This window comes from Streptomyces sp. NPDC051364 (assembly GCF_040682115.1).
Taxonomy (GTDB): Bacteria; Actinomycetota; Actinomycetes; order Streptomycetales; family Streptomycetaceae; genus Streptomyces.
Window position 1 is genome coordinate 171,829 of record NZ_JBFBAH010000010.1, and the last position, 20,814, is coordinate 192,642.

At 73.9% G+C, this 20,814-nt stretch carries 10 protein-coding genes; 5 read left to right on the forward strand and 5 right to left on the reverse strand.

All coding sequences use genetic code 11. The features are described from left to right. Positions 1 to 402 carry an ACT domain-containing protein gene (locus tag AB0M76_RS22700; protein ID WP_365954596.1) on the reverse strand — a complete coding sequence of 134 codons (402 nt, stop codon included), beginning with the start codon at positions 400 to 402 and terminating at the stop codon, positions 1 to 3. Between AB0M76_RS22700 and AB0M76_RS22705 the strand changes: the two genes are divergently transcribed. From AB0M76_RS22705 to AB0M76_RS22720, 4 genes are all read left to right on the forward strand, one after another. Next, a complete protein-coding gene (locus AB0M76_RS22705; RefSeq protein WP_365954597.1) occupies positions 367 to 7,503 on the forward strand; it encodes an amino acid adenylation domain-containing protein in 7,137 nt (2,378 codons plus the stop codon). The genes AB0M76_RS22700 and AB0M76_RS22705 overlap by 36 nt on opposite strands. Further along, positions 7,500 to 10,820, forward strand: coding sequence for an amino acid adenylation domain-containing protein (locus AB0M76_RS22710; protein ID WP_365954598.1), 3,321 nt, complete (start codon positions 7,500 to 7,502; stop codon positions 10,818 to 10,820). The genes AB0M76_RS22705 and AB0M76_RS22710 overlap by 4 nt, the downstream gene beginning before the upstream one ends. A gap of 62 nt (positions 10,821 to 10,882) precedes the next feature. After that, a complete protein-coding gene (locus AB0M76_RS22715; RefSeq protein WP_365954599.1) occupies positions 10,883 to 11,062 on the forward strand; it encodes a hypothetical protein in 180 nt (59 codons plus the stop codon). A gap of 228 nt (positions 11,063 to 11,290) precedes the next feature. Next, on the forward strand, positions 11,291 to 11,968 hold the full coding sequence (locus AB0M76_RS22720; RefSeq protein ID WP_365954600.1) for a hypothetical protein: 678 nt from the start codon (positions 11,291 to 11,293) through the stop codon (positions 11,966 to 11,968). 257 nt (positions 11,969 to 12,225) lie between these two features. Here the strand turns inward: AB0M76_RS22720 and AB0M76_RS22725 are convergent, their stop codons facing one another. Next, a complete protein-coding gene (locus AB0M76_RS22725; RefSeq protein WP_365954601.1) occupies positions 12,226 to 14,835 on the reverse strand; it encodes a serine hydrolase in 2,610 nt (869 codons plus the stop codon). 425 nt (positions 14,836 to 15,260) lie between these two features. Here AB0M76_RS22725 and AB0M76_RS22730 point away from each other — a divergent pair, with 425 nt between their 5' ends. Next, positions 15,261 to 16,319: a vWA domain-containing protein gene (locus tag AB0M76_RS22730; RefSeq protein WP_267003483.1), complete on the forward strand. Its 1,059-nt coding sequence runs from the start codon at positions 15,261 to 15,263 to the stop codon at positions 16,317 to 16,319. A 59-nt stretch (positions 16,320 to 16,378) separates the two neighbouring features. Here AB0M76_RS22730 and AB0M76_RS22735 read toward each other — a convergent pair whose 3' ends face one another. The 3 genes from AB0M76_RS22735 to AB0M76_RS22745 all read right to left on the reverse strand — a co-directional run bounded on the left by AB0M76_RS22735 (position 16,379) and on the right by AB0M76_RS22745 (position 20,192). Continuing rightward, positions 16,379 to 17,491, reverse strand: a complete 1,113-nt coding sequence (locus tag AB0M76_RS22735) for an ABC transporter substrate-binding protein (protein WP_365954602.1) — start codon at positions 17,489 to 17,491, stop codon at positions 16,379 to 16,381. A gap of 28 nt (positions 17,492 to 17,519) precedes the next feature. After that, entirely contained in the window at positions 17,520 to 18,488 is a 969-nt protein-coding gene (locus AB0M76_RS22740; protein WP_365954603.1) for an immunity 49 family protein, read from the reverse strand. 207 nt (positions 18,489 to 18,695) lie between these two features. Beyond that, positions 18,696 to 20,192, reverse strand: a complete 1,497-nt coding sequence (locus tag AB0M76_RS22745) for a PKD domain-containing protein (RefSeq protein ID WP_365954604.1) — start codon at positions 20,190 to 20,192, stop codon at positions 18,696 to 18,698. Between the last annotated feature and the right edge of the window lie 622 nt (positions 20,193 to 20,814).

A 20,814-nucleotide genomic window follows, 5' to 3' on the forward strand; every position in this document is an offset into this window, starting at 1 on the left:
TCAGTCCGACGACAGCACGTGCCCGGCCGCTTCCAGAGCGGTCCGGGCCTGCTCGTACTCCCCGGCCGGTACGAGTACGAGGTCCGCGTCGAACGTCGACGCGGCGAACACGCCGATCCCGGCCCCGGCCAGCGGCACCAGCACGCTCGCCAGCATGCCCGGCAGGTCCAGGGAGTGTGCGCCGGTCCCGTACAGCCCGCGCCACGGACCGCTCGCGCCGGACGCGCCCGGCAGCCGCTCGGCGCACACCACGGTGAGCCCGTCCCGCGCCCGGGTGACCGAGGACCACGGACGGCCGGGCAACGGGGGAACGGGGGCGTCCGCCGGCAGGCGGTGCACCCACAACTGCTCAGGGAGGACGTAGAAGTGCTGCGCAACGATGGTGACGGAGAGTTCGGCCATGGGGACGACCCTAAGGCGTCGGCCGCGGAGGCCGAGTTCTGGCTCCCGCGCCTCAACGGCGCCTGCCGCGAACCCCTGCTCGAGCCCGCGGGCGCGCCCGGCGCCGTCGCCGCACCGCCCGGCCGCGTGGCCCCCGAAGCCGCCGCCGCCCTGCACGCGATGACCGGCGGCGCCCCCGAAGGCCTGCTGCTGCTCACCGTCGCCGCCGCCCGGATCGCCCTCGCCCGGCTCACCGGTTCCACCGGGTCCGGTGCGCCGGGGCGGGTGCCGGTCCTCGTACCGGCGCTCGGCACACCGTCCGGCGGTGCCGAGTTCGCGCTGCTGGCCCCGCTGGACCCCGCCGCGCCCGCCACCGACTTCCTCGAGGCCCTGCACTCCGAGCTGGAGCAGGCCTCCGCCCGCCCCTGGCAGGACCGGGACGCGCTCAGCGCCCGGCTGGACGCCGTCACCCCCGGCACGGGCTCCGCCCTGGCGCAGCTCGCCGTCGTCTGCCCGGCCCTGTACGGGGACCGCACACCGGCCCCCCGGGCCGGCCTGGTCCTGCGCGCCGAACCGGCCCCGGACGGTGCACTGTCGGTCACCGCCCACGGCTCCGCCGGCCTCACCGCGGCCCTGCCCCGCTGCGTGGCCGCCGTACTCGAGGCCCTCGCCGCCGACCCGCGCCGGACCCCGGCGGAGACGGACGTGCTCGGCGCCGCCCAGCGCGCCGAACTCCTCGCCCTCGCCGAGCTGCCCGTCCCCGCGGCCTTCGAGGCCGCCACCCTCACCGCCCTGTTCGAGGAGTCCGCCCGGCGCACCCCCGACTCCGTCGCCGTCACCGGCGAAGGCCGCACCCTGACCTACCGGCAGCTCGCCGCCGAGGCCGGGCGGGCCGCCGCCGCGCTCACCGCACGGCACGGCATCGGCCCCGGCGACGCCGTCTGCGTCATGGCCCCGCGCGGCGCCGACCTCGTCACCGCCTTCCTCGCCGTCCTGCGCACCGGCGCGGCCGTCGTCCCCCTCGAACACCGCCACCCCGCCGCGCGCGTGTCCCTGCTGGCCCGGCTGAGCGGCGCCCGCCTGGTGCTGCGCGCCGAGGGGTACGGCCCCGCCGACGAGGAGCTGCCCGTCCCGGTGGCGGGCCTGACCTCCCTGCTCGCCGCAGCGCCGGCCGACGCAGACGCCCGCGACGCCGCCGAGCCCGGGGCCCCGGCCATGGTCCTGTTCACCTCCGGATCCACCGGCACCCCCCGCCCGGTCGCCGTGTACCACGACCAGCTGTGCCACAAGATGCTGACCGGGATCAGCGCGCTCGGCATCGACGCCGCGACCCGCACCGCCCTGCTCTCCGCGATCACCTCCGACGCGACCGCCTTCCAGGTCTTCGCCACGCTCCTCGCGGGCGGCACCCTCGTCGCCGTCGGCGACCCCGACCGGCTCGACCCGCACGCGCTGTGGCAGCGGGTGCGCGACGGCGAGGTCAACCTCGTCAACTGCGTGCCCGGACTCCTGTCCGTCCTGCTGCGCGCCCTGCCCGAGGACGGCGAACTCCCGCTGCGCCATCTGCTGCTGGGCGGCGACACCATCGCCCGCGGGCTGCTGCCGCGTACCGCCGGGCGGCTGCGCATCGCCACCTTCGGCAATCTGTACGGGCCCAGCGAGGCCACCGTCGAAGCCACCATGTTCATCCGGGACGGCGCGCTCGCCCAGCGGCTCGACCGGGTGCCGGTCGGCCGCCCCTCACCCGGCTACGGCGTGTTCGTGGTCACCCCCTCCGGCGAACTCGCCCCGCCCGGCGTACCGGGCGAGATCCACGTGGCCGGACCCGGCGTCGCCCCCGGCTACCGCGGGGACACCGAGGCCACCGCCGCCCGCTTCGGGCGCTCCCCGCACGCCGGGAACGCCCGCGTCTTCCGTACGGGGGACCAGGGCCGCTGGAACGCCGAGGGCGAACTGGAGTTCCTCGGCCGCGCCGACGGCCAGATACAGGTCTTCGGCACCCGGGTGGAGACCGGCGAGGTCGAACAGGCCCTGGTCCGGCACCCGGAGGTGATCGAGGCCGTGGTCGTGCCCCGCACCGCCGCCGACGCCACCGTGACCCTGCACGCCTGGTACGTGGCCCGACCGCAGGCGCCCGGGGGCGCCCCGCTCGCCCCCGACGCCCTCGCCGCATGGCTGCGCGAGCAGCTGCCCTCCCCGATGGTCCCGGCCGGCCTGCACCGGCTCGAGACGCTGCCGCTCACCGTCCACGGCAAGGTGGACCGGGCCGCGCTGCTCGCGCTCCCCATCGCTGCGCAGGGCCCCGGATGGCAGCCCGCCGGCCCCCTGGAACAGCTCGTCCACGACGCCTGGGCCGAGGTGCTGGGCCACCCGCCGCACTCCGCCGACGAGGACTTCTTCAAGGCCGAGGGCCACAGCCTGGCCGCCGTCCAGCTCGTCGCCGCGCTGTGCGAGGGCACCGGACGCCCCGATGCGGCCCGCGTCCACGACGTGCTCGACCTGCGCACCCCGGGGGCGCTGGCCTCCGTACTGCGCGAACGCGGGGCCCTGCCCCGGGACCCCGCTGCGCACGCCGCGGCCGAGGCCGCCGCGCGGGCACCCCGGTCCGGGAACACCTTCCCCGCCTCGAACGCCCAGCGCCGGATGTGGCTGCTGGACCGGCTGGACGAGTCGCCCGTCCCCCCGTACACGATGGTCGAGGCCTACCGGCTCGACGGCCCCGTGGACGAGGACCGGCTCGCCGCAGGCGTCGACGCGCTGGTGGCCCGGCACGAATCCCTGCGGACCGTGCTGCGCCACACGCCCGGGGGCCTGACCCAGGTGATCCTCGACGCGCCCTCCGCGGTCCTCGCCGTCGAGCGGGACACCACCGTGGACGAGGCCTTCGCACGGGCCTGCCGCCACCGCTTCGACCTCGCCGAGGGCCCGCTGGCCAAGGTCTCCTGGCTGCCCGACCCCCGGTCCGGGAACGGCCCGGCGACGGGCGGCGTGCTGCTGTTCACCGTGCACCACGCGATCTGCGACGGCTGGTCCTTCGGCCTGCTGATGCGCGAGCTCGTGCGCTCGCTGACCGGCCAGGCCGCCGCGCAGGAGCCGGCGCCCACGTACACCGAGCACACCGACCGGCTCGCCGCCCGGCTCGCGGGCCCGGCGGGCGCGGAGCACCGCGCGTACTGGCAGGAGCGCCTCGCGGGCCTGCCCGAACCGCTGGAACTGCCCGCCGACCGGCGCCGCCCCGCCGCCCGCAGCGCCGCCGGCGGCACCGTACGCCTCACCCTCGACCCGGAACTCACCCGCGCGCTGGCCGAGCTGTGCCGCACGAACGCGGCCACCCCCTTCATGGGCTTCACCGCGGCGCTGCGCGTCCTGCTGTGGCGGCTGTGCGCGCAGCCGGACGTACTGCTGGGCACCGTGGTCGCGGGCCGGCCCGACCGGCGGTCCGCCGAGACGGTCGGGCTGTTCGCCAACACCGTGGTCCTGCGCACCCCGGTGGACCCCGCCGGCTCCTTCCGCGAGCTGCTGGCCGCCGTGCGCACCACCGCGCAGGAGGCCATGACCCACCAGGAGTACCCGTTCGAGCAGCTCGTCGAGGACCTCGCGCTGCCCCGCGACCCCAGCCGCAACCCCGTCTTCGACGTCCTCGTCGAGACCGTCCTCGACGACGGCGCCGGAGCACCCGGCGGCACCGGCCCGGCCGTGCGCCACCTCGACCTCGAACAGCCGGTCAGCGACTTCGACCTGGCGTTCAGCTTCCTCGACGCCCGGGCCGGAGCCCCGGGCGAGCTGTGGGTCGGCTACACCGACGACCTCTTCGACCGGGACAGCGCACGCCGCATGGGTGAGCGGCTGGTCCACCTGCTCGCCGGGCTGCTGGCCGGCCCCGACGCCCCGCTGCCCGGGATCCCGGTCCTGCCCGCCGCCGAACGGCGCTTCCTGCTCGACGAGGCCAACGACACCGCCGCCCCCTTCCCCGAGCACCGGACCCTCCTGGACCTGGTCGAGGAGCAGACGGCCGCCGGCCCCGACCGGCCCGCCGTGGTGCACGGCACCACCGTCCTCAGCTTCGCCGAGCTCGACGCCCGCGCCGAGGCCGTCGCCGCCCGGCTGCGGGCGGCCTGCGCCGCGGGCCCCGGAACGCTGGTGGCCGTGGTCACCGAGCGGACCGAGTGGATGGTCGTGAGCGCGCTCGCCGTCCTGAAGACCGGCGCCGCCTTCGTCCCGCTGGACCCCGAACAGCCCGGCGACCGGCTCGCGTTCGCCCTCGCCGACAGCGGGGCGCTCGCCGTGCTCGCCGACGGCCCGTACCACGCCAAGACCGCCGCCCTGACCGGTCTGCCCGTCCTCGACCCGCGCGCCCCCGCGGAGCCCGGCGCCGCCCCCGCCCCGCTGCCGCCCGCGCTCCGGGCCGGTCCGCACGACCTCGCGTACGTCATCTACACCTCGGGCTCCACCGGCCGCCCCAAGGGCGTCATGATCGAGCACCGCGGCATCGTCAACACCGTCCACTACCGGGCCGGCTACTACGGGTTCGGACCGGACGCGGCCGTGCTCCAGGTGCCGCCGCTGCACTTCGACAGCGGGGTCAACGACATCTTCTCCGCGCTGATCGCCGGCACCCGGGTGGTGGTCCTCGGCAAGGACCGCCTCCTCGACGTCGAGCACGTGGCCGAGGAGATCGGCCGCAACGCGGTCACCCACATCATGCTGGTCCCCAGCCTCTACCAGCTGATGCTGGAGCGCTGCGCGCCCCGGCTCACCTCCGTCCGCCAGATCGTCCTGGTCGGCGAGAGGCTCCCCGAGGCCCTCGCCGCCCGGCACGCCGACCTGCTCCCCGACACCGTCCTCTACAACGAGTACGGGCCCACCGAGGACAGCGTGTGGACCACCGTCCACCGGATCACCGACCCGGGCGCCGACGTCCTGATCGGGCACCCCATCGCCAACAAGACGGTCGACGTCGTCGACGCCCACGGAGACCTCGCCCCCGTTGGCGTCCCCGGCGAGCTGTGCATCTCCGGCGCGGGCCTGGCCCGCGGCTACCTCGGCAACCCGGAGCTGACCGCCGACCGTTTCGTACCGCACCCGCTGCGCCCCGGCCGGCTCATGTACCGCACCGGCGACCGCGCCGCCCGCCGGCCCGACGGCAACCTGCTCTACCTCGGCCGCATCGACGACCAGGTCAAGATCCGCGGCCAGCGGGTCGAGCCCGGCGAGGTGGCGGCCGTCCTCGCCGAGCACCCGGACGTACGGCGCTGCGCCGTCATCGCCGTGCCCGACGAGCGCGGCGAACTCGGCCTCGTCGCCTACGTGGTGGGCGACGCCGCCCCGCACACCCTGCGGGCCCACCTCACCGAGCTGCTCCCGGCCGCGATGGTCCCCCGTACGTACGTCGCGATCGACGAGCTGCCGCTGAACCCCAACGGCAAGCTCGACCGCCGCGCACTGCCCGCCCCGCCCCGCGAGGAGCCGCTCGCGTGCGCGGACCTGAACCCCACCGAGGAGCGCGTGGCCAAGATCTGGGCGGACGTGCTCGGGACCCCGGTCACCGACCCCGAGGCCGATCTGTTCTCCCTCGGCGGCCACAGCCTGACCGCCGCCCGCCTCGCCGCCGCCCTCCAGGAGGAGTTCGGCGTCCGGGTGCCGCTCGTCGCCGTGTTCCAGCAGCAGACCGTACGGGCCCTCGCGGCCGTGCTCGAGCAGCCGGACGCCATCCCGCTCGGCGCCCCGGCCGCCCCGGCGGCCGCGCCCCTGCTCGCGCCCGGCCCCGACGGCGCCGTCCTGCCGCTCTCCCGCGCCCAGCGCCGGATCTGGATGGCCGCCCGGACCAGCCGCAACCCCGTCGCCCTCAACATCAGCGACGCGGTACGGGCCGGCCGGACGCTCGACCCCGGCGTCCTGCAGGCGGCCGTCACCGCCCTCGCCGACCGGCACGAGGCGCTGCGCACCCGGGTGGCCGTCGTCGACGGCACCGTCCGGCAGATCGTCATGGACCGCCTGCCCGACGGGCCGCCGCTGTCCGTCCTGCGCATCGAGGGCACCGAAGAGGCGCTCGCCGAGGCGGTGGACGCCGCCCACGGCACCCCGTTCGCCCTGGCCGCCGGCCCGCTGTTCGCAGTGCGGCTGCTGACCGGCCACCCCGGCGGCGACATCCTGGTGATCACCGCCCACCACATCGTGTACGACGGCGACAGCGCCGCCGTCGTGGCCCGCGACCTGCTGGCCGCGTACGACGCCCTCGCCGCCGGACGCGAACCGTGGGACGGCCGACCCGCCCACCCGTACCGCGACTGGGTGGCCGAGGAGGCCGCCTGGCTGGAGGGTCCCGACGCCGCCCGCCAGCGCGCGTACTGGACCCGTACCCTCGCCGGGCCGCTCCCCCGCCTCGACCTGCCGGACGCCGGCCCCCGCGAGGGCGCCGGACAGCAGGGAGCGGGACTGGTCCACCGCGCCCTGCCCGCCGCCGTGCTGCACGCTGCTGCCCGGTCCGGGGGCGCCACCCCGTTCAGCGCCCTGCTCGCCGCCTGGGCGTTGGTGCTGCACCGCCGTTCCGGCAGCGCCGAGGTGGTCATCGGCTGCCCGGCCGGCACCCGCGACCGTGCGGAGACCGCCGAGACCGTCGGCTGCTTCGTCAACGCCCTGCCGGTGCGACTCGCCCCCGGCGAGGCCGACAGCCCGGCCGAGCTGCTGGTCCAGGTGCGCGACCGGCTGGCCGAGGCGTATGACAACGCCCGCTTTCCCTTCGACACCATGGCCGTGGAGATCGCGGAGCGGCCCGCGCGCGGCCGCCGGCTCCTCTTCGACGCCGGACTGAGCTGGGAGACGCCCGAACGCTTCGAGGGCGGGCCCGAGTTCCTGTCCGCCGCCCCCTCGCAGACCCCGCTCACCGACGACCTGCGGATCTACGCGAACGAGCGCGACGGCCGGGTCCTGCTCGAACTCGCCTACGACCGGGCGCTGTTCCCCGAGGCCACCGCCAAGGGGCTGCTCGACGAGGTGGTGGACCTTCTGCACCGCCACCCGTCCTGGTCCCCCGCAGCCGAGGACCGGCCGGCGCCGCCCCACCCGCCCGCCTGCCCTGCCGAAACCGACCGACCGCACACCGCAGGGAGCGTACGGCCTTGACCGCAGTACCGATGACCCGCCCGGGAGCGGCGGTGACCGCCTGGCAGCAGACCCTGGCCGCACTCAACGACACGGCCGCGCCCGTCCCGCGGGGCCCGGTGGCGCACCTGCTCGCCGAGCGCGCCCGCCCGGTCGCGGACCGGCCCGCCGTGCTGGCCCGCGACCGGGACCTCACCCACGGGGAGCTGCACGGCCTCGCCGAGGCGCTCGCGGTACGGCTGCGCGAGCGCGGGGCGGGGCCGGGCGTCCTGGTCCGGGTCTGCCTGCCCCGCTCCGCCGAGCTGGTCGTCGCCGTCCTCGCGGTGCTGCGCGCCGGAGCCGCGTACGTACCGCTGGACCCGGACCACCCGGCCGAGCGGCTCGCCCAGCTCATCGAGAGCGCCCCCGCACCGATCACCCTGACCAGTGCCCGGCTCGCCCACCTGTTCCCCGCACCGGGTGTGCTGGAGGTCGACCTGGACGCGCCGGGCGCCGTCGGCCCGGCCGTGCCGGAGCCGGGCGGGCCGCAGCCGGGCCCGGCCGACCTCGCGTACGTCATCCACACCTCGGGCTCCACCGGCCGCCCCAAGGGGGTGGCCATCGAACAGCACTCCCTGGCCAATCTGCTGGAGGCCTCCGCCGCCCCCTTCGGCCTCGCCCCGGGCCGGCGCGTGCTCCAGTTCGCCAGCCCCGCCTTCGACGTCTCGGTGTGGGAGATCCTCGCGACCCTGTGGGCCGGGGCGGCCGTCGTCGTCTTCGACGAGCCCGTCGCCTCCGCCGAAGCCCTGGCCGCACTGGTCCGCGAACGCCGCGCCGACACCGTGTTCCTGCTCGCCGCGCTGCTGGCCCAGCTGGACCCGGCCGCCTTCGCGGGCGTACGGACGGTCGTCACCGGCGGCGAGTCCTTCAGCCAGGCGCTGGTGGACCGCTGGGCCCCGGGCCGCGACCTCATCTACGTCTACGGGCCCACCGAGGCTACGGTGTTCCAGTCCTGGCACCGGTGCCTGCCCGGCGCCCCCGGGGAGCCGGCGACCATCGGCCGCCCCATGGCCAACCTGCGCTACTCGGTGCGCGACGGCTCCGGCACACCGGTCGGCCCCGGCGTCGAGGGCGAGCTGTGGATCGGCGGCGCCGGCGTGGGCCGGGGCTACCTGGGCCTGCCCGACGCGGGCGCGCCACGCTTCGTACCCGACCCCGACGACCCCCGCCCCGGAGCCCGGCTCTACCGCACCGGCGACCTGGCCCGCCACCGCCCGGACGGCACCCTGGACTTCCGCGGGCGCGCCGACCGGCAGCTGAAGATCCGCGGCTTCCGCATCGAGCCCGGCGAGGTGGAGGTGGCGCTCACCGCTCTGCCGGGCGTCGCGGCCGCCGCCGTGGTCGTACCCGAGGGGACGGCGCAGCCGCTGCTCGCCGGGTACGTGGTCACCGACGGGCCGCTGCCCGCCGACTGGCGGGCCAGGCTGGCCGAGCGGCTGCCGTACTACATGGTCCCGGCCGCGGTGATCCCGCTGGACCGTATGCCGAGCACTCCCAACGGCAAGATCGACCGGCGCAGCCTTTCCGCCCGGCCCCTCCCCACGGGCCTCCCGGCCGTTGCTGCCCCGGACACGTCCGCCGGGCTCGTGCCCGCGGGGGATGCCGGTGCCTCCGGCGGTGCGGCGGTTCCGTCTGCCGGGCTGCGGCCCGCGGGGGATGCGGGTGGGGCGGCCGACGCCGTCCGTGCCGTGCTGCGGGCTCTGTTCTCCGAGGCGTTCGGCCAACCGGTCCCGGACCACGGCGACTTCTTCCTGCTCGGGGGAAACAGCCTCAAGGCCGCCTCCCTGGCTGTGGAGGCAGCGCAACGGCTGTCCGTGCCGGTCCGCGTCCGCGATGTGTTCGAATGCCCGAGCGTCACCGACCTCGCCGACCGACTGGCGCCACGCACCGCCTCCGCGACGGCCGAGGCCGAGGTCGAGGTCGAGGTCGTGGCCCCGGCCGGGGGCGCCGACGGGTCACCGGGCGTCAGTGGGGCTCAGCGGTGGCTGTGGTTGGAGGACCGGACCCGGGGTACTGGGGCGCGCGGGAGCGCCGCGTACCACGTGCCGATGTTGCTGGAGTGCCACGGCGCCGCCGATCCCGAGGCGCTGGGCGCAGCGTTCGCCCGCCTCCAGGAGCTCCAGCCGCAGCTGCGCACCGTCTTCCGCGAGGAGTGGGGGGAGCCGGTGCCCGCCCCCGCGTCCGAGCGCGCCCGCCTGGCGGTCCTGGACCTGCCCGACGAGGCCGCCCGCGCGGCCGCCGTACAGGAGTGGGCCCACGCGCCGTTCGACCTCGCACACGGGCCGCTGGTGCGGGCCGCACTGATGCGCCGCCCCGGCGGCCGGGACCGGCTGCTGGTCGTCCTGCACCACATCGTCGGCGACCAGACCTCGCTCGAGATCATCGCCCGGGCCCTGGCCGGGACCGGTCCGGACCCGGACCCGGTTCCGGTTCCGGTTCCGGGACTGCCCGGCCGTGCTTCGTACGAGCCGACCTCCGGTGACGACCTCGCGTACTGGCGGAGCCGGTTGAGCCCGCCGCCGGCTCCGCTCCCGCTGCCCGTCGACCATCCGCGCGCCGGCCCGGCCGGCCGGGCCACCGCGGTCACGGCCGTGCACCTCGACGCCGCCGAACTCGAGGGGCTGGAGGAGCTCGCGCGCAGCCGCCGTACGGGGCTGTTCCCGGTGCTGGCCGCCGCCGTCGCCGCCACGCTGCACGAGGCGACCGGCGCCGGCGACATCAGCCTCGGCACGGCCGTCAGCCGCCGCCCCGCCCTCGGGCCCGGCCCGGCGGAGGCGGTGGGCTGCATGGTCAACACCGTGGTCCTGCGGACCGCCGTACAGGGCGGATCGCCCTGCGCCGCGCTGGTCGACGATCTCGCGGACCAGGCGGTCGGCGCGATGGACCACGGCGGGCTGCCCTTCAGCGAGCTGGTGCGCACCCTGGACCCGCCGCGGAACCCGGGCCGCAACCCGTTCTTCGACGTGTGGGTGACCCTCTGGGACGAGATCGACACCGGGCCGGGCGCGCTCCGGCTCACCGGCGGCGCCATCCCGCTGGTCGAGGGGCTGTTCGAGCTCTCGTTCCAGTTCTCGCGCTGCTCGAGCGGCCTGAAACTGCTCCTCCAGTACGACTCCGCGCTCTACGAACCGGGCACGGCACAGGGGCTGGCAGAAAGGGCCGCCCACGCCGCGCGCCGGCTGGCGACGGCCGGCCCGCAGACCCCGGTCTGCTCGCTCACGCCCCGGGTGGAGGCGCCGCAGGCCCCCACCGGCCGTCCGGCGTTCGCAGGGTTCTCCTGGGGGGCCACCCGGCCCTGAACCGCTCCCATCACCTTCGTGCGGAGCCGTATCGGCGCCGCACCCACCCGAAAGCAGGAGACATGACCGAGTACACCCGCCCGAGCAACACCGCTTCCGACACCGCTTCCGACGCCCCCGACTCCGCCGCTCCCGCCGCCGCCCCGGCGCCGCGCCGCCGCTTCACCGTCCAGCGCGGCGGCTGCGGCTGCGAGGGCAAGCCGTCCCCCACCGCCCAGCAGAAGCCCACGGAGAACGGCTGAGCCCTGAAAAAGCGCGTCCGGCGACGGCAGGGCGCTGGGCGGCGAGGCGAGCGCAAGCCCCGGCCCGCCGGCGCCCTGCGGTCCACACCAAGGCGGACCAGCAACCGTGATCGCGTCCAGGACCGGACGTTCGTTTGATGACCACAGCGATCAGCTGCAAGGATCACCTGCCGATGCGGCAACCGGGTCCAGTGGGCGCCGTCCGACGGGTCAAACGGGGAGCGGGAAATGCAGTTGAGGTCCGGCGTTGGTTCGAAGGCTGCGGTCCTTGTGGCGCTCGCAGCCTTGATCACCGCCTGCGGAAGCGGTGCGGACGGGGCGGGTACGGAGAAGCCGCCGACTGCGGCCGACACGGGTGCGGGTACAGCCGCTTCAGGCAAGCCGGCGGCCGGCACGACGGACTTCGCCACCGTCTTCAACACCGAGCAGCGGATTCAGTCGGCGCTGCCCGACCCGTCACAGATGGCCGAGTGGACACCGAAGACCGGCCGTGCCGACATCGAGGAACAGCCCAAGTCCCCGGTGGAGTGCGGCCCGGACGCACACTGGGACTGCACCGCCATCGCGGACGGCTCGGCGAAGTTCGAGGCATTCGGCGAAACCGTGATCTTCGGCATCAAGGCCTACGCCGACCAGAAGGCCGCCCACGACGCGTGCGGCAAGGAGGCGGCCTGGTCGGCCAAGTACACCAAGGCGAACGTGTCTCCCGTCGCCGGCGTGACCAGCCACGCGTACTACCGGAACGCCGGCAGCCTCGACGGCCTCGACCTCATCATGTGCACGGGCACGGTCATCGCAGAGATCAGGCTGGAGGGGCCGGGCAGCGACCTGAACCCGGCCACCGCCCACCGCATGGCCGAGGGGACCTTCGTACCTCGTATCCAGACGGCCGCCGCAGCCTCCTGAACCACGCCGAGGGTGCACCAGAGGGCTGCACCAGAGGGCCTCCCCCCTCCGCCGTAGTGCCTCTCACAGGGTGTGCCGGCGCGGCCCGTGTCGTCGATCGGTCAGGGTCGCACTCCCGCCAGGCCGAGGCCTTTTTGACTGCCGCTGTATTGACGCAATATCGAGCCCGCCGCAGCACTGCCACCTCGGGCCGGACGGGTTCAGTGGCCGGGCGTACCTGCTCCTGCGCGACGGTACGCCCAGCCAGACGACACGACCTATTGCAGGCGGGTGACCCGGGTGGCGAAGGAGGGTTCGGCCAGCTCGGTCCCGACCGCCACGGGCACGCTCTTCGCGCCCTCCCCGTCACCGGCCGTGAGGACGCCGACCTCGGTGCCCGCCTTCGCGGCGTGCGGGGTCCCGGAGGCCCCCGGCCGCAGGGTGAGCTTCAGCTGCTGGCCCGGTACGCCGATCACGTTCAGGTCCTTCGTGGCCACCAGCGGAGTACGGCCGCCGAGGCCGTCGTCCACGTGGCCGACCGTCTGGCCCTTGCGGACCACGGGAGCCGAGTCGAGCGCCTGCCGCACCGCCTCGATGATCTTCTTGCTGTTCGCCAGCACGAGCTTCAGGCTGTTCTCGCCGTTGAGGTCCGGGCCGTCCACGTGCTGGTCCATGAGCGTGCCGAGGATCAGCGGGGTCTCGTCACCGACCGACTTGTACGCCGCCCACATCAGGGCGCCGCCCGCGGGGGTGCTGGACCCGGTCTTGATGCCGCGGACGCTCAGGCCGTTGACCGAGAGCAGGGTGTTGTTGTTGGTGAGCGTCTTGGACAGCCCCTTGATCTCGGCGCTCGGCAGCGCGACCACCGCGCGGAACGCCTCGTCCTTCATCACGGCCTCGGCCAGCTTCAGCTGGTCGGCGGCCGTGCTGACGGTTCCGGCGTCCAGACCGCTGGGGTCGGTGTACGTGGTGTTCTGCATGCCGAGTTCCCGGGCGGCGGCGTTCATCTTGCCGACGAACGCCGCCTCGGAGTCGGTGCCGGTGTCCCAGCGCGCCAGCAGCCGGGCCACGTTGTTGGCCGACTTGATCATGAGCATCTTCAGCATGTCCTGCTGGCTGAACTTCGCCCCGGCGACGAAGCCCTCGATCCGGGACTCGTTCTCGGAGGTGCCGTCCGCGACGGCCTTCGCGTCGACCTCGATCTGGGGGCCTGCCTCGGTCTTGCGGAGCGGGTGGTTCTTGAGGATGACGTAGGCCGTCATGACCTTGGCGACGCTCGCGGTGGGGACGGGCTTCTGCTCGCCGAAGGCGCCGATGTCGCCGGAACCGGGCACGCGTACGGCGCCCTGGCCCTTGGCGGGCCACGGTACGGAGAACTGCCCGTCGAGGTTGTGCGCCTGCTCGGCCGCGACGAGCTGCGGGGCGGGCAGCGGGCGCAGCAGTTGCCCGCCGGCGACCGCGCCGGCCAGGAGCAGCAGGATCGGGGTCCAGATCTTGACGCGCCGGACCGCGGTGCGGCGCGGGGTCTCCGGCGGGGGAGTTGTGTTGGTGAGTTCGGCCAGCAGATCCAGCGGGGGCTGCGGGACCTCGCGGGTGGGCTCGACGACCTCCGCGGGAGCCGTGGCCGGGGCCGTTGCCCGGGCCGGGGCGGGGGCGGGGGCCGGGGCAGGGGTCCGGGCCGGGGCAGGGGTCCGGGCCGGGGCGGGGGCAGGGGCAGGGGTCCGGGCCGGGGCAGGGGCCGGGGCGGGGGCCGGGGTCCGGGCCGGGGCAGGGGCCTGGGCCGGGGTCCGGTTCTGCGGTACGGCTTCCGGCCAAGGGGCCTTCTTCGCCGGGGCGTCCAGCTCCTTCAGCGCCACGAACTGGCTGGTCCGCTCCGCATCGGCCTCGGCCTCGCCGTCCCGTGCCCAGGACGGCACCGGCCGGGGCTCCCGGCCAGCGTCGTCCGCGGGACCGGCCTCTGCAGGCTCCTCGGCCTCGACCTCCTCGGCTTCCTCGGCTTCCTCGGCATCCTCGACGGGCGCGCCCTCGTCCTGGCCGGCAGCACCGCCGCCACCACCCCCGTCTCCGGCCTCCGTCTCGGGGTCGGGTACGTCCCCGCCGGTGGCCTCCGTCTCGGGGTCGGATACGTCCCCTTCGGTGGCCTCCGTCTCGGGCTCCGCCTCCGTGTCGGGCTGTGCTTCGGCCTCGGGAGCGGTCTCGTCGGCCTCTGTCGCGGCCTCGGAGCTGTCTTCGGCCTCCGCCTCGGATGCGTGCTCGGCCTCAGCTTCCGCCTGGGCCTCCACGTCAGCCTCCGGCTCCGGGTCCGGGTCCGGCTCCGGGTCCGGGTCCGGCTCCGGGTCCGGCTCCGGGTCCGGCTCCGGCTCCGGGTCCGGCTCCGGGTCCGGGTCCGGGTCCGGGTCAGCCTCGGGCTCCGCGTCGGCCTCTGTCTCGGCCTCGGAGCTGTCTTCGGCCTCCGCCTCGGATGCGTGCTCGGCCTCAGCTTCCGCCTGGGGCTCCACGTCAGCCTCCCGCTCCGGGTCCGGGTCCGGGTCCGGGTCCGGGTCCGGGTCCGGGTCCGGCTCCGGCTCCGGCTCCGGCTCCGGGTCCGGGTCCGGCTCCGGGTCCGGGTCAGCCTCGGGCTCCGCGTCGGCCTCCGGCTCGGCTTCGGCCTTCGCCTCGGGTTCTTCCGGCGCGTCCTCCTCGAGATCGGTCTCGGTGGCGTCGTCTGCCTCGGCAGGGGTTTCGGCCTCTGCGCGCTCCGGGGTGTCCGAGCCGCCGGTACCGGGGGGCGTGTCCTGCGTACCGGGATCCGTTCCCAGTACCTCGGTCGCTTCCGCCTCCGGAGTCTCCGGGGTGTCCGGAGACTCCGGGGTGTCCGGGGAACCGCCCGCCACCGCTACCGCCTTCATTCCTGCTCCGCCTTGCCACTCACCCCCGGGCGGCAGCCGCCCGGTTCTTGCCGATACCGTCGGGCGAGGCCCCCGCAGGAGCCTCGCCGACCGGCTAGATGTACGCCGCGCCCCGTCCGTTCCCGGAGCCGGATCCTGTGACCGTCCGGTCATACTCCGGCCGCGGACAGCAGCTGATGGGCGGGTGGGTCGGGTGGGGCAGCCGTCATCGTCGGCTGCGCCTCGCCGCACCTGCCTCGGCTCCTGGACGGCATCGCTGTCATCGGAGGGCGGCCCGGAAGACGGGTGTCCGGCTCTTGCGCCGTCTCCCTCCCGGGGCCGTTACGGGGGCCCGGGCGGGCGGGTGATTGGCCGTCAGGCTCGTTGTCAGTGGCTGCTCATAGTGTGGAGACATCACTCGGGGAGCTCGGAGAAGGAGCAGAATCATGTCCGCCAACAAGATCCAGCACAAGGTGAATCACGTCGCGCTGGTAGTGGACTGTTCGGGTTCCATGCATCAGCACCAGAGTCAGCTCATCCGTGTCGTGGACGAGTTCGTGGCGGGCCTGAAGGCCGAGTCGGACAGCCTCGGTCATGAGACCCGGATCAGCCTCTACTCCTTCGACCACAAGGTGGAGAACCTGGTCTGGGACATGGACGTGAAGCATCTGCCGTCCATGCGGGGTCTGTACAAGGTCAACAATGGCGCTACCGCCCTCATCGAGGCCTCACTGAAGTCGCTGGACGACCTGGGCCACATCTGGGAGGCGTACGGCGAGCACAGTTTCCTCCAGATCGTGGTGACGGACGGCGAGGAGAACGCCTCCGGCGGCGACCGGCGGCACGACGGCGACATGGCCATCCTCGGCCCCTGGCTCGACAAGATCGCGGCGAAGATGGGTGCGCTCCCGGGCCACTGGACTTCCGCCATCCTCGTTCCGAACTCGCTGGCGAAGCGGACCGCCCAGAACTACGGCTTCCCGGCCGGCAACATCGCCATCTGGGATGCCGATTCGCAGGAGGGTGTCGAGGAGGCGATCGGTACCGTGCGCGCCGCCGCCACCAGCTTCCTCCGCGGCCGCGAGAAGGGCGTACGCGGTACGAAGAACCTGTTCGCGGTCGGCCAGGACATCTCGGTCGACGACGTGCGGGCGAACCTCGAACCGGTCCCGGCCGACAAGTACCGACTCCTGAAGGTCGACACGGAGGTCGAGATTCGGTCCTTCGTCGATTCGCACCCGGGCGTGACGTACGAACGCGGGTCGTGTTACTACCAGCTGGGCACCCGGGTGCAGGTTCAGCCCGACAAGGAAGTCATCGTGGTCGAGAAGGACACCGACCGCGCATACACGGGCGACGCGGCCCGCAGCCTTCTGTTCGGCACGGGCATCCAGGGGACCGTCTCCGTGAAGGCGGGGCGCAATCCCAAGCTGGAGGTGTACGTGCAGAGCCGTTCGGTGAACCGGAAGCTCAAGCCGAAGACGCGTCTGCTCATCATGCTCTGAAACGAGGGGAGAGCGGCGCCGAGGTGCCTCGTGTGCACCCCGGCGAAGTCCCGGGCGGCTCAGCCTGTGTGGAGGATCCGGAAGCGACCGGGTTCTGCCGGATCCCGATCGACGACTTGGACCGGCGTCCAAGCCCATTGCCACACGCTGATGCCTGGTGTGCGGGAGAACCGGATCTGCCCGCGGGTGCCTTCGACTGCGACGCGCGGCCAGGATTCGGCAGTGTGCGCCCGGTCCGCGCCGTTGGAACGCAGCACATCGGCGAGGACGGCGACCGTGTCGTAGCCCTCGAAGGCGACGAAGGAGGGCGCTTCGCCCAGCCGCTCGCGGAGGGCCGTCCCGACTCGTGCGCCGAGTGGGCCGAGGCGCTCGGGCAGGTAGCGCAAGAACGGGATCGCGGCCCCGTCCTCGCCCAGCAGCGTCGCCCATTCGGCGAACTCCGGCTGCCCGGCCGGAGCACCGATCAGGATCTCGGCGAGGCGCTGGTCGCGGCGGACGGACTTGACGATCGGCACGGCCGGCTCCGGGTGGCCGACCAGAAGGAGGAGGGCTGTCGCACGGTTGTCGACGAGTTCGTCGCACACCGCGGCGGGGGTGAGCTCGCTCATGTCGAGTTCGATGACCGTGCCGCCGCGTGGAGCGAGGTAGTCCCGCAGGATGCGGGCCCCGGACGCCCAGTAGACACTCGGCTGGGCTGCCACGGCGATGCGACGGTGGCCCGCGCCGAGGAGGAAGTCCGCGTAGATCTGCCAGCCGTGGGACTGCGCCGGTGCGAGGCGCGCGACCCATTCCGTCGGCTGTTCGGTGAGCGCGTCGAGAACCGCTGACGAGCAGAGGAACGGCAGGCCGAGGGCGTCGGCCCTGGCGGCAGCGGCGCGAGCGACGACGCTGTGATACTCCCCCGCCAGTGCGGCCACGCCCAGGCGGGCCAATTCGTCCACGGCCGCCGCGGCCCTGTGTGGATCGGCCGCGGTGTCCCGGACCACCAGCTCGAGCGGTCGCCCGAGGATCCCGCCGGCGTCATTGACTTCGCGAACGGCCAGCTCGAGTCCGGCGAGCAGGTGTTGGCCTGCCTCGACCCAGCCGGGCCGGGTCAGCGGAACGAGAGCGCCGATCCGGACGGCTGATCCGTCGGTTCGCTCCGCTCCGGGCGGCGATGGTGGCGTGTTCATGGGTTGGTTCTCCCGAGTGGCGAGATGACTACGTGGCGGTCCAATGGCTCAGGGCGTTCCCGTCGGCGTCCGCTGCTCGCTGCAGCGCATCCGGGGAGCCCAGCATGCCGGGCGGCAGGTAGCCGGACCGGACGGCCAGGTCCCACCCGTGCACCTGGACTGCAAGGGCGGCCAGGGCGAGGGTGCCGAGCGGCAGCAGGGTCCTGGGAGCGGGATCGGGGCCCACGCTCTCCCGGCACTCGATGAGCCGGGCCGCGAGTGCCTGCTCGAACGCTTGCTGGTCGTCGTCGAGGAGTACGCGAAGGAGACGCTGATCCCGTGTCAGGGGGCCGACTGCGTCGAGCCTTCGGGCAGCCTGTGCGCGCTCGTCGGCGTCCGGCTTGCAGAGGGGCACGGTGGGCCAGTCGCGGGGCAGGTGGCCGCTTGCCCGGGCCAGGTAGCCGCAGAGTGCGTCCATCGCTGCGAGGTCGGCCGGGTCCGACGTCGAGTTCAGCTTCGAGTAGGGCACCCCGTCGTGGATCGCGGGCGCGTAGTTGTTCCGCAACAGCAGGCCGATCACCTTCTGCCATTCCCACACCAGGCCGCTGACCGTGCACGTTTCGAACGTGTCGATCCACGTCCTGGCCGTGGGGGCCTGCCCCTCGGGGTCGAGCTCGACGACGTCGCCGAAGGCTATGTCCTCGCTGCTGAGGGTCTCGCCGATGAGCGGGAAGAGGATCTCCTGGTCACCGTGGGGGAAGCAGCCGAGGCTCAGCAACCCCAGGGAGCACTCCGCTGCGGTCCTCAGCGCCGAGCGCGCCGACTCCTCGAGCGCCGGGTCCTCCACGGTACGGGCGGCGACGTGGTCGAGGAGTTCGTCCTGCAACTCCTGGAGCCTCGCTGGGGATGCGTGGTCGTAGCGCATGTCGTACCACCGCCGCCGGGTCCGTCGGCTGATGTCCTCGAGCGCTCGGGCCATGCGCTCTCCGCTGACCTCGTGGCGTGTTTCGTCCTGCACGGCTGTCGCCCCTTCGTGATCTTCCGGCCGGACGGGGGACGCTATCAGCGGGCTCGGACATTGCCCGGGTCCGACCGGGAGACCCGGGCTACCGGCAGGACCCATGGCCAACCTGGTGACGGTGCCGGTGGGCGCCGACGGCGGTCCGGGGCGCCGCTTCCCCGCCGGGTACCGGCTCGGCGGGGAAGCGGATCGGCCGGAGAAGTCCTAGTAAGCGTCGTACTGGCCGAACCAGTCGACGATGTAGTGGGCTTCACGGCTGCTCTGGTTCCAGAGGTCGATGACCTCGTGGGGGCCCGGCTTCGCCTGGACCAGGTTGGGAACGTCCTTGCCCGCCGTCCAGTTCAGCGTGGAGGACACCGGCCGCGGCGGCGGGGTCGGACGTCCGTTCCTGTACGCGTCCATCGCGTACGGGTCCGGGGCGACCGAGAGGAAGCCGGGACCGCTCGTGCTGGTGACGGTGACGTTCAGTACGTAGGCCTCGACGGGAAGACGGTCACGATTCCCGGAATCCATGTCCATGGGCATGTAGCCGCCGGCGAGGCACGGCCAGGTGCCGGGGCCGCCCCAGCGACGCGAGTCGAGGAGCCGCCACGGTCCACCCGTCGGGATGCCGGGGGTCGTGCTGGTGAAGGCCGCCTTGCTGCCGGCGCCGTAGTAGCCGACGACGTCGACGATGACATCGGTCCCCGCCCAGGCGCCGTTGCGGACATTGATCTTTCCGTCGGCGCCGACGGGCACGATGACGGAGTTCGCGATCGTCTGACCGGCCGTGAAGTTCAGATTGGACGTGGTTGGCGCCGTCTGCCCGCTCGGGAAAACCGTCAGGTGACCGGCCTCCCGCGGATTGGTGACGGTCACGTTCAGCGCCACGGCGCTCACCCCGGCGGGGATCCCGCTCTTGCCGGTGATCTGCACACCGAACGTGCCCTGCCCGGCGACCTGGCCGCGCGCCGCGCCGAGCCCGTCGCGGGTGTCGACGAAACGGACCGGGTTCAGGGAGGTGTAGCCGTCGTTCGCGGAGCGGTCGAAGTAGCCGGTCACGTCAGCGAGCAGGTCGACCGCGTTCCAGCCGCCGTTGTAGAGCTCGACGTACCCGTCCTTGCTGACCGGCACGATCACCTGGTTCGGAACGGTCTGCCCGGCGACGTAGTTCATGTTCGAGGACTCGGGCCGCTGCTTGCCCGCAGGGTAGACGGACACGTGTCCGCCGGCGGTGGTGTTGGTGACGGTGACGTTGAGAACCACCGCGGCGACCCCGGTCGGGACCTTCGCCCTGCCCGCGATCTTCACCCAGACCGACGAGTACGCACCGACCTTGGCCTTCGCCGCGCCGACGCCGGAGCGGGTGTCGAGAAGCCGGGTGGGCGTGTGCGGGACGAAGAACGAACCGGCCGTCGAGAACGCGAGCTGGTTCACGGCCTGCACCTTGTTGACGCTGTCCGTGGCGGTCACGGTGACCGTGTAGTCGCCGGGCCTCGGATAGGTGTGCTTGTTGAACCCCCGGACTTCCCCACCGTTCATGGTGATCGCGTCCGTCGTGCCGTCGCCCCAGGCGATCGTGACCTCGTGCGGGACCGGCACACCGTTGTAGAGGTTGACGGTCAGGGAGATTCCGCGCGCGGTCGTGATGTCAGCCGCCAGAGCGACTTCCAGGTTCGAGGCGGCGGCGGAGTCCTGTGCCGCCACGTCATGGCCGGTCAAGGAGGTTCGCACCGTCCGGTCGCCCGAACTCTGATAGGCCCCGGCCCCGGCATCGTCGGCAGCCACTTCGACCGGTGGCACGGAAACCCCGGCCGGCGCCGGGCCGTCGGCCTGCGCCACGCCCGGTATGAGACCCACACCAGCCGCAAGGGCAACGGCTGAAACTACGAGTCGGCGACTACGCACCGGCCCCCCATTTTTCTGTTACAGCTTGAACAAGTTCGAAAGCCCGCTCAGAGTACAGAGCCCCCGACCCACCCGCGACCGGCCCTCCGACCGGCGTTGCCGGAGCTGTGGGGCGGGTGACACCGAAAGCCAACCAACCCGGCAACCTCGTCATTTCGCCGTGCGCATGATCGTCCGGACAGGTCCCAGGACCACCGGCTGCGACGGTCGTTCCACGATCCGCGGGCGCGCGGCGGGGGCGGCAGCGGTCAGGCCGGCAAGCGCTCGACGGCCTCGCGGGCGCGGGCGCGGGCGTTCGCGTTCTCGGCGTCGGCCAGGGGCCACGCCTCGCCTCGCCTCGCCTCGCCTCGCCTCCACAGCCTCCTTCGCGGTCCGTGGTGTCTCCAGGTATCGCATTCACACTCAATCCATTGCAACGAACCGAGGGCGTACGTTG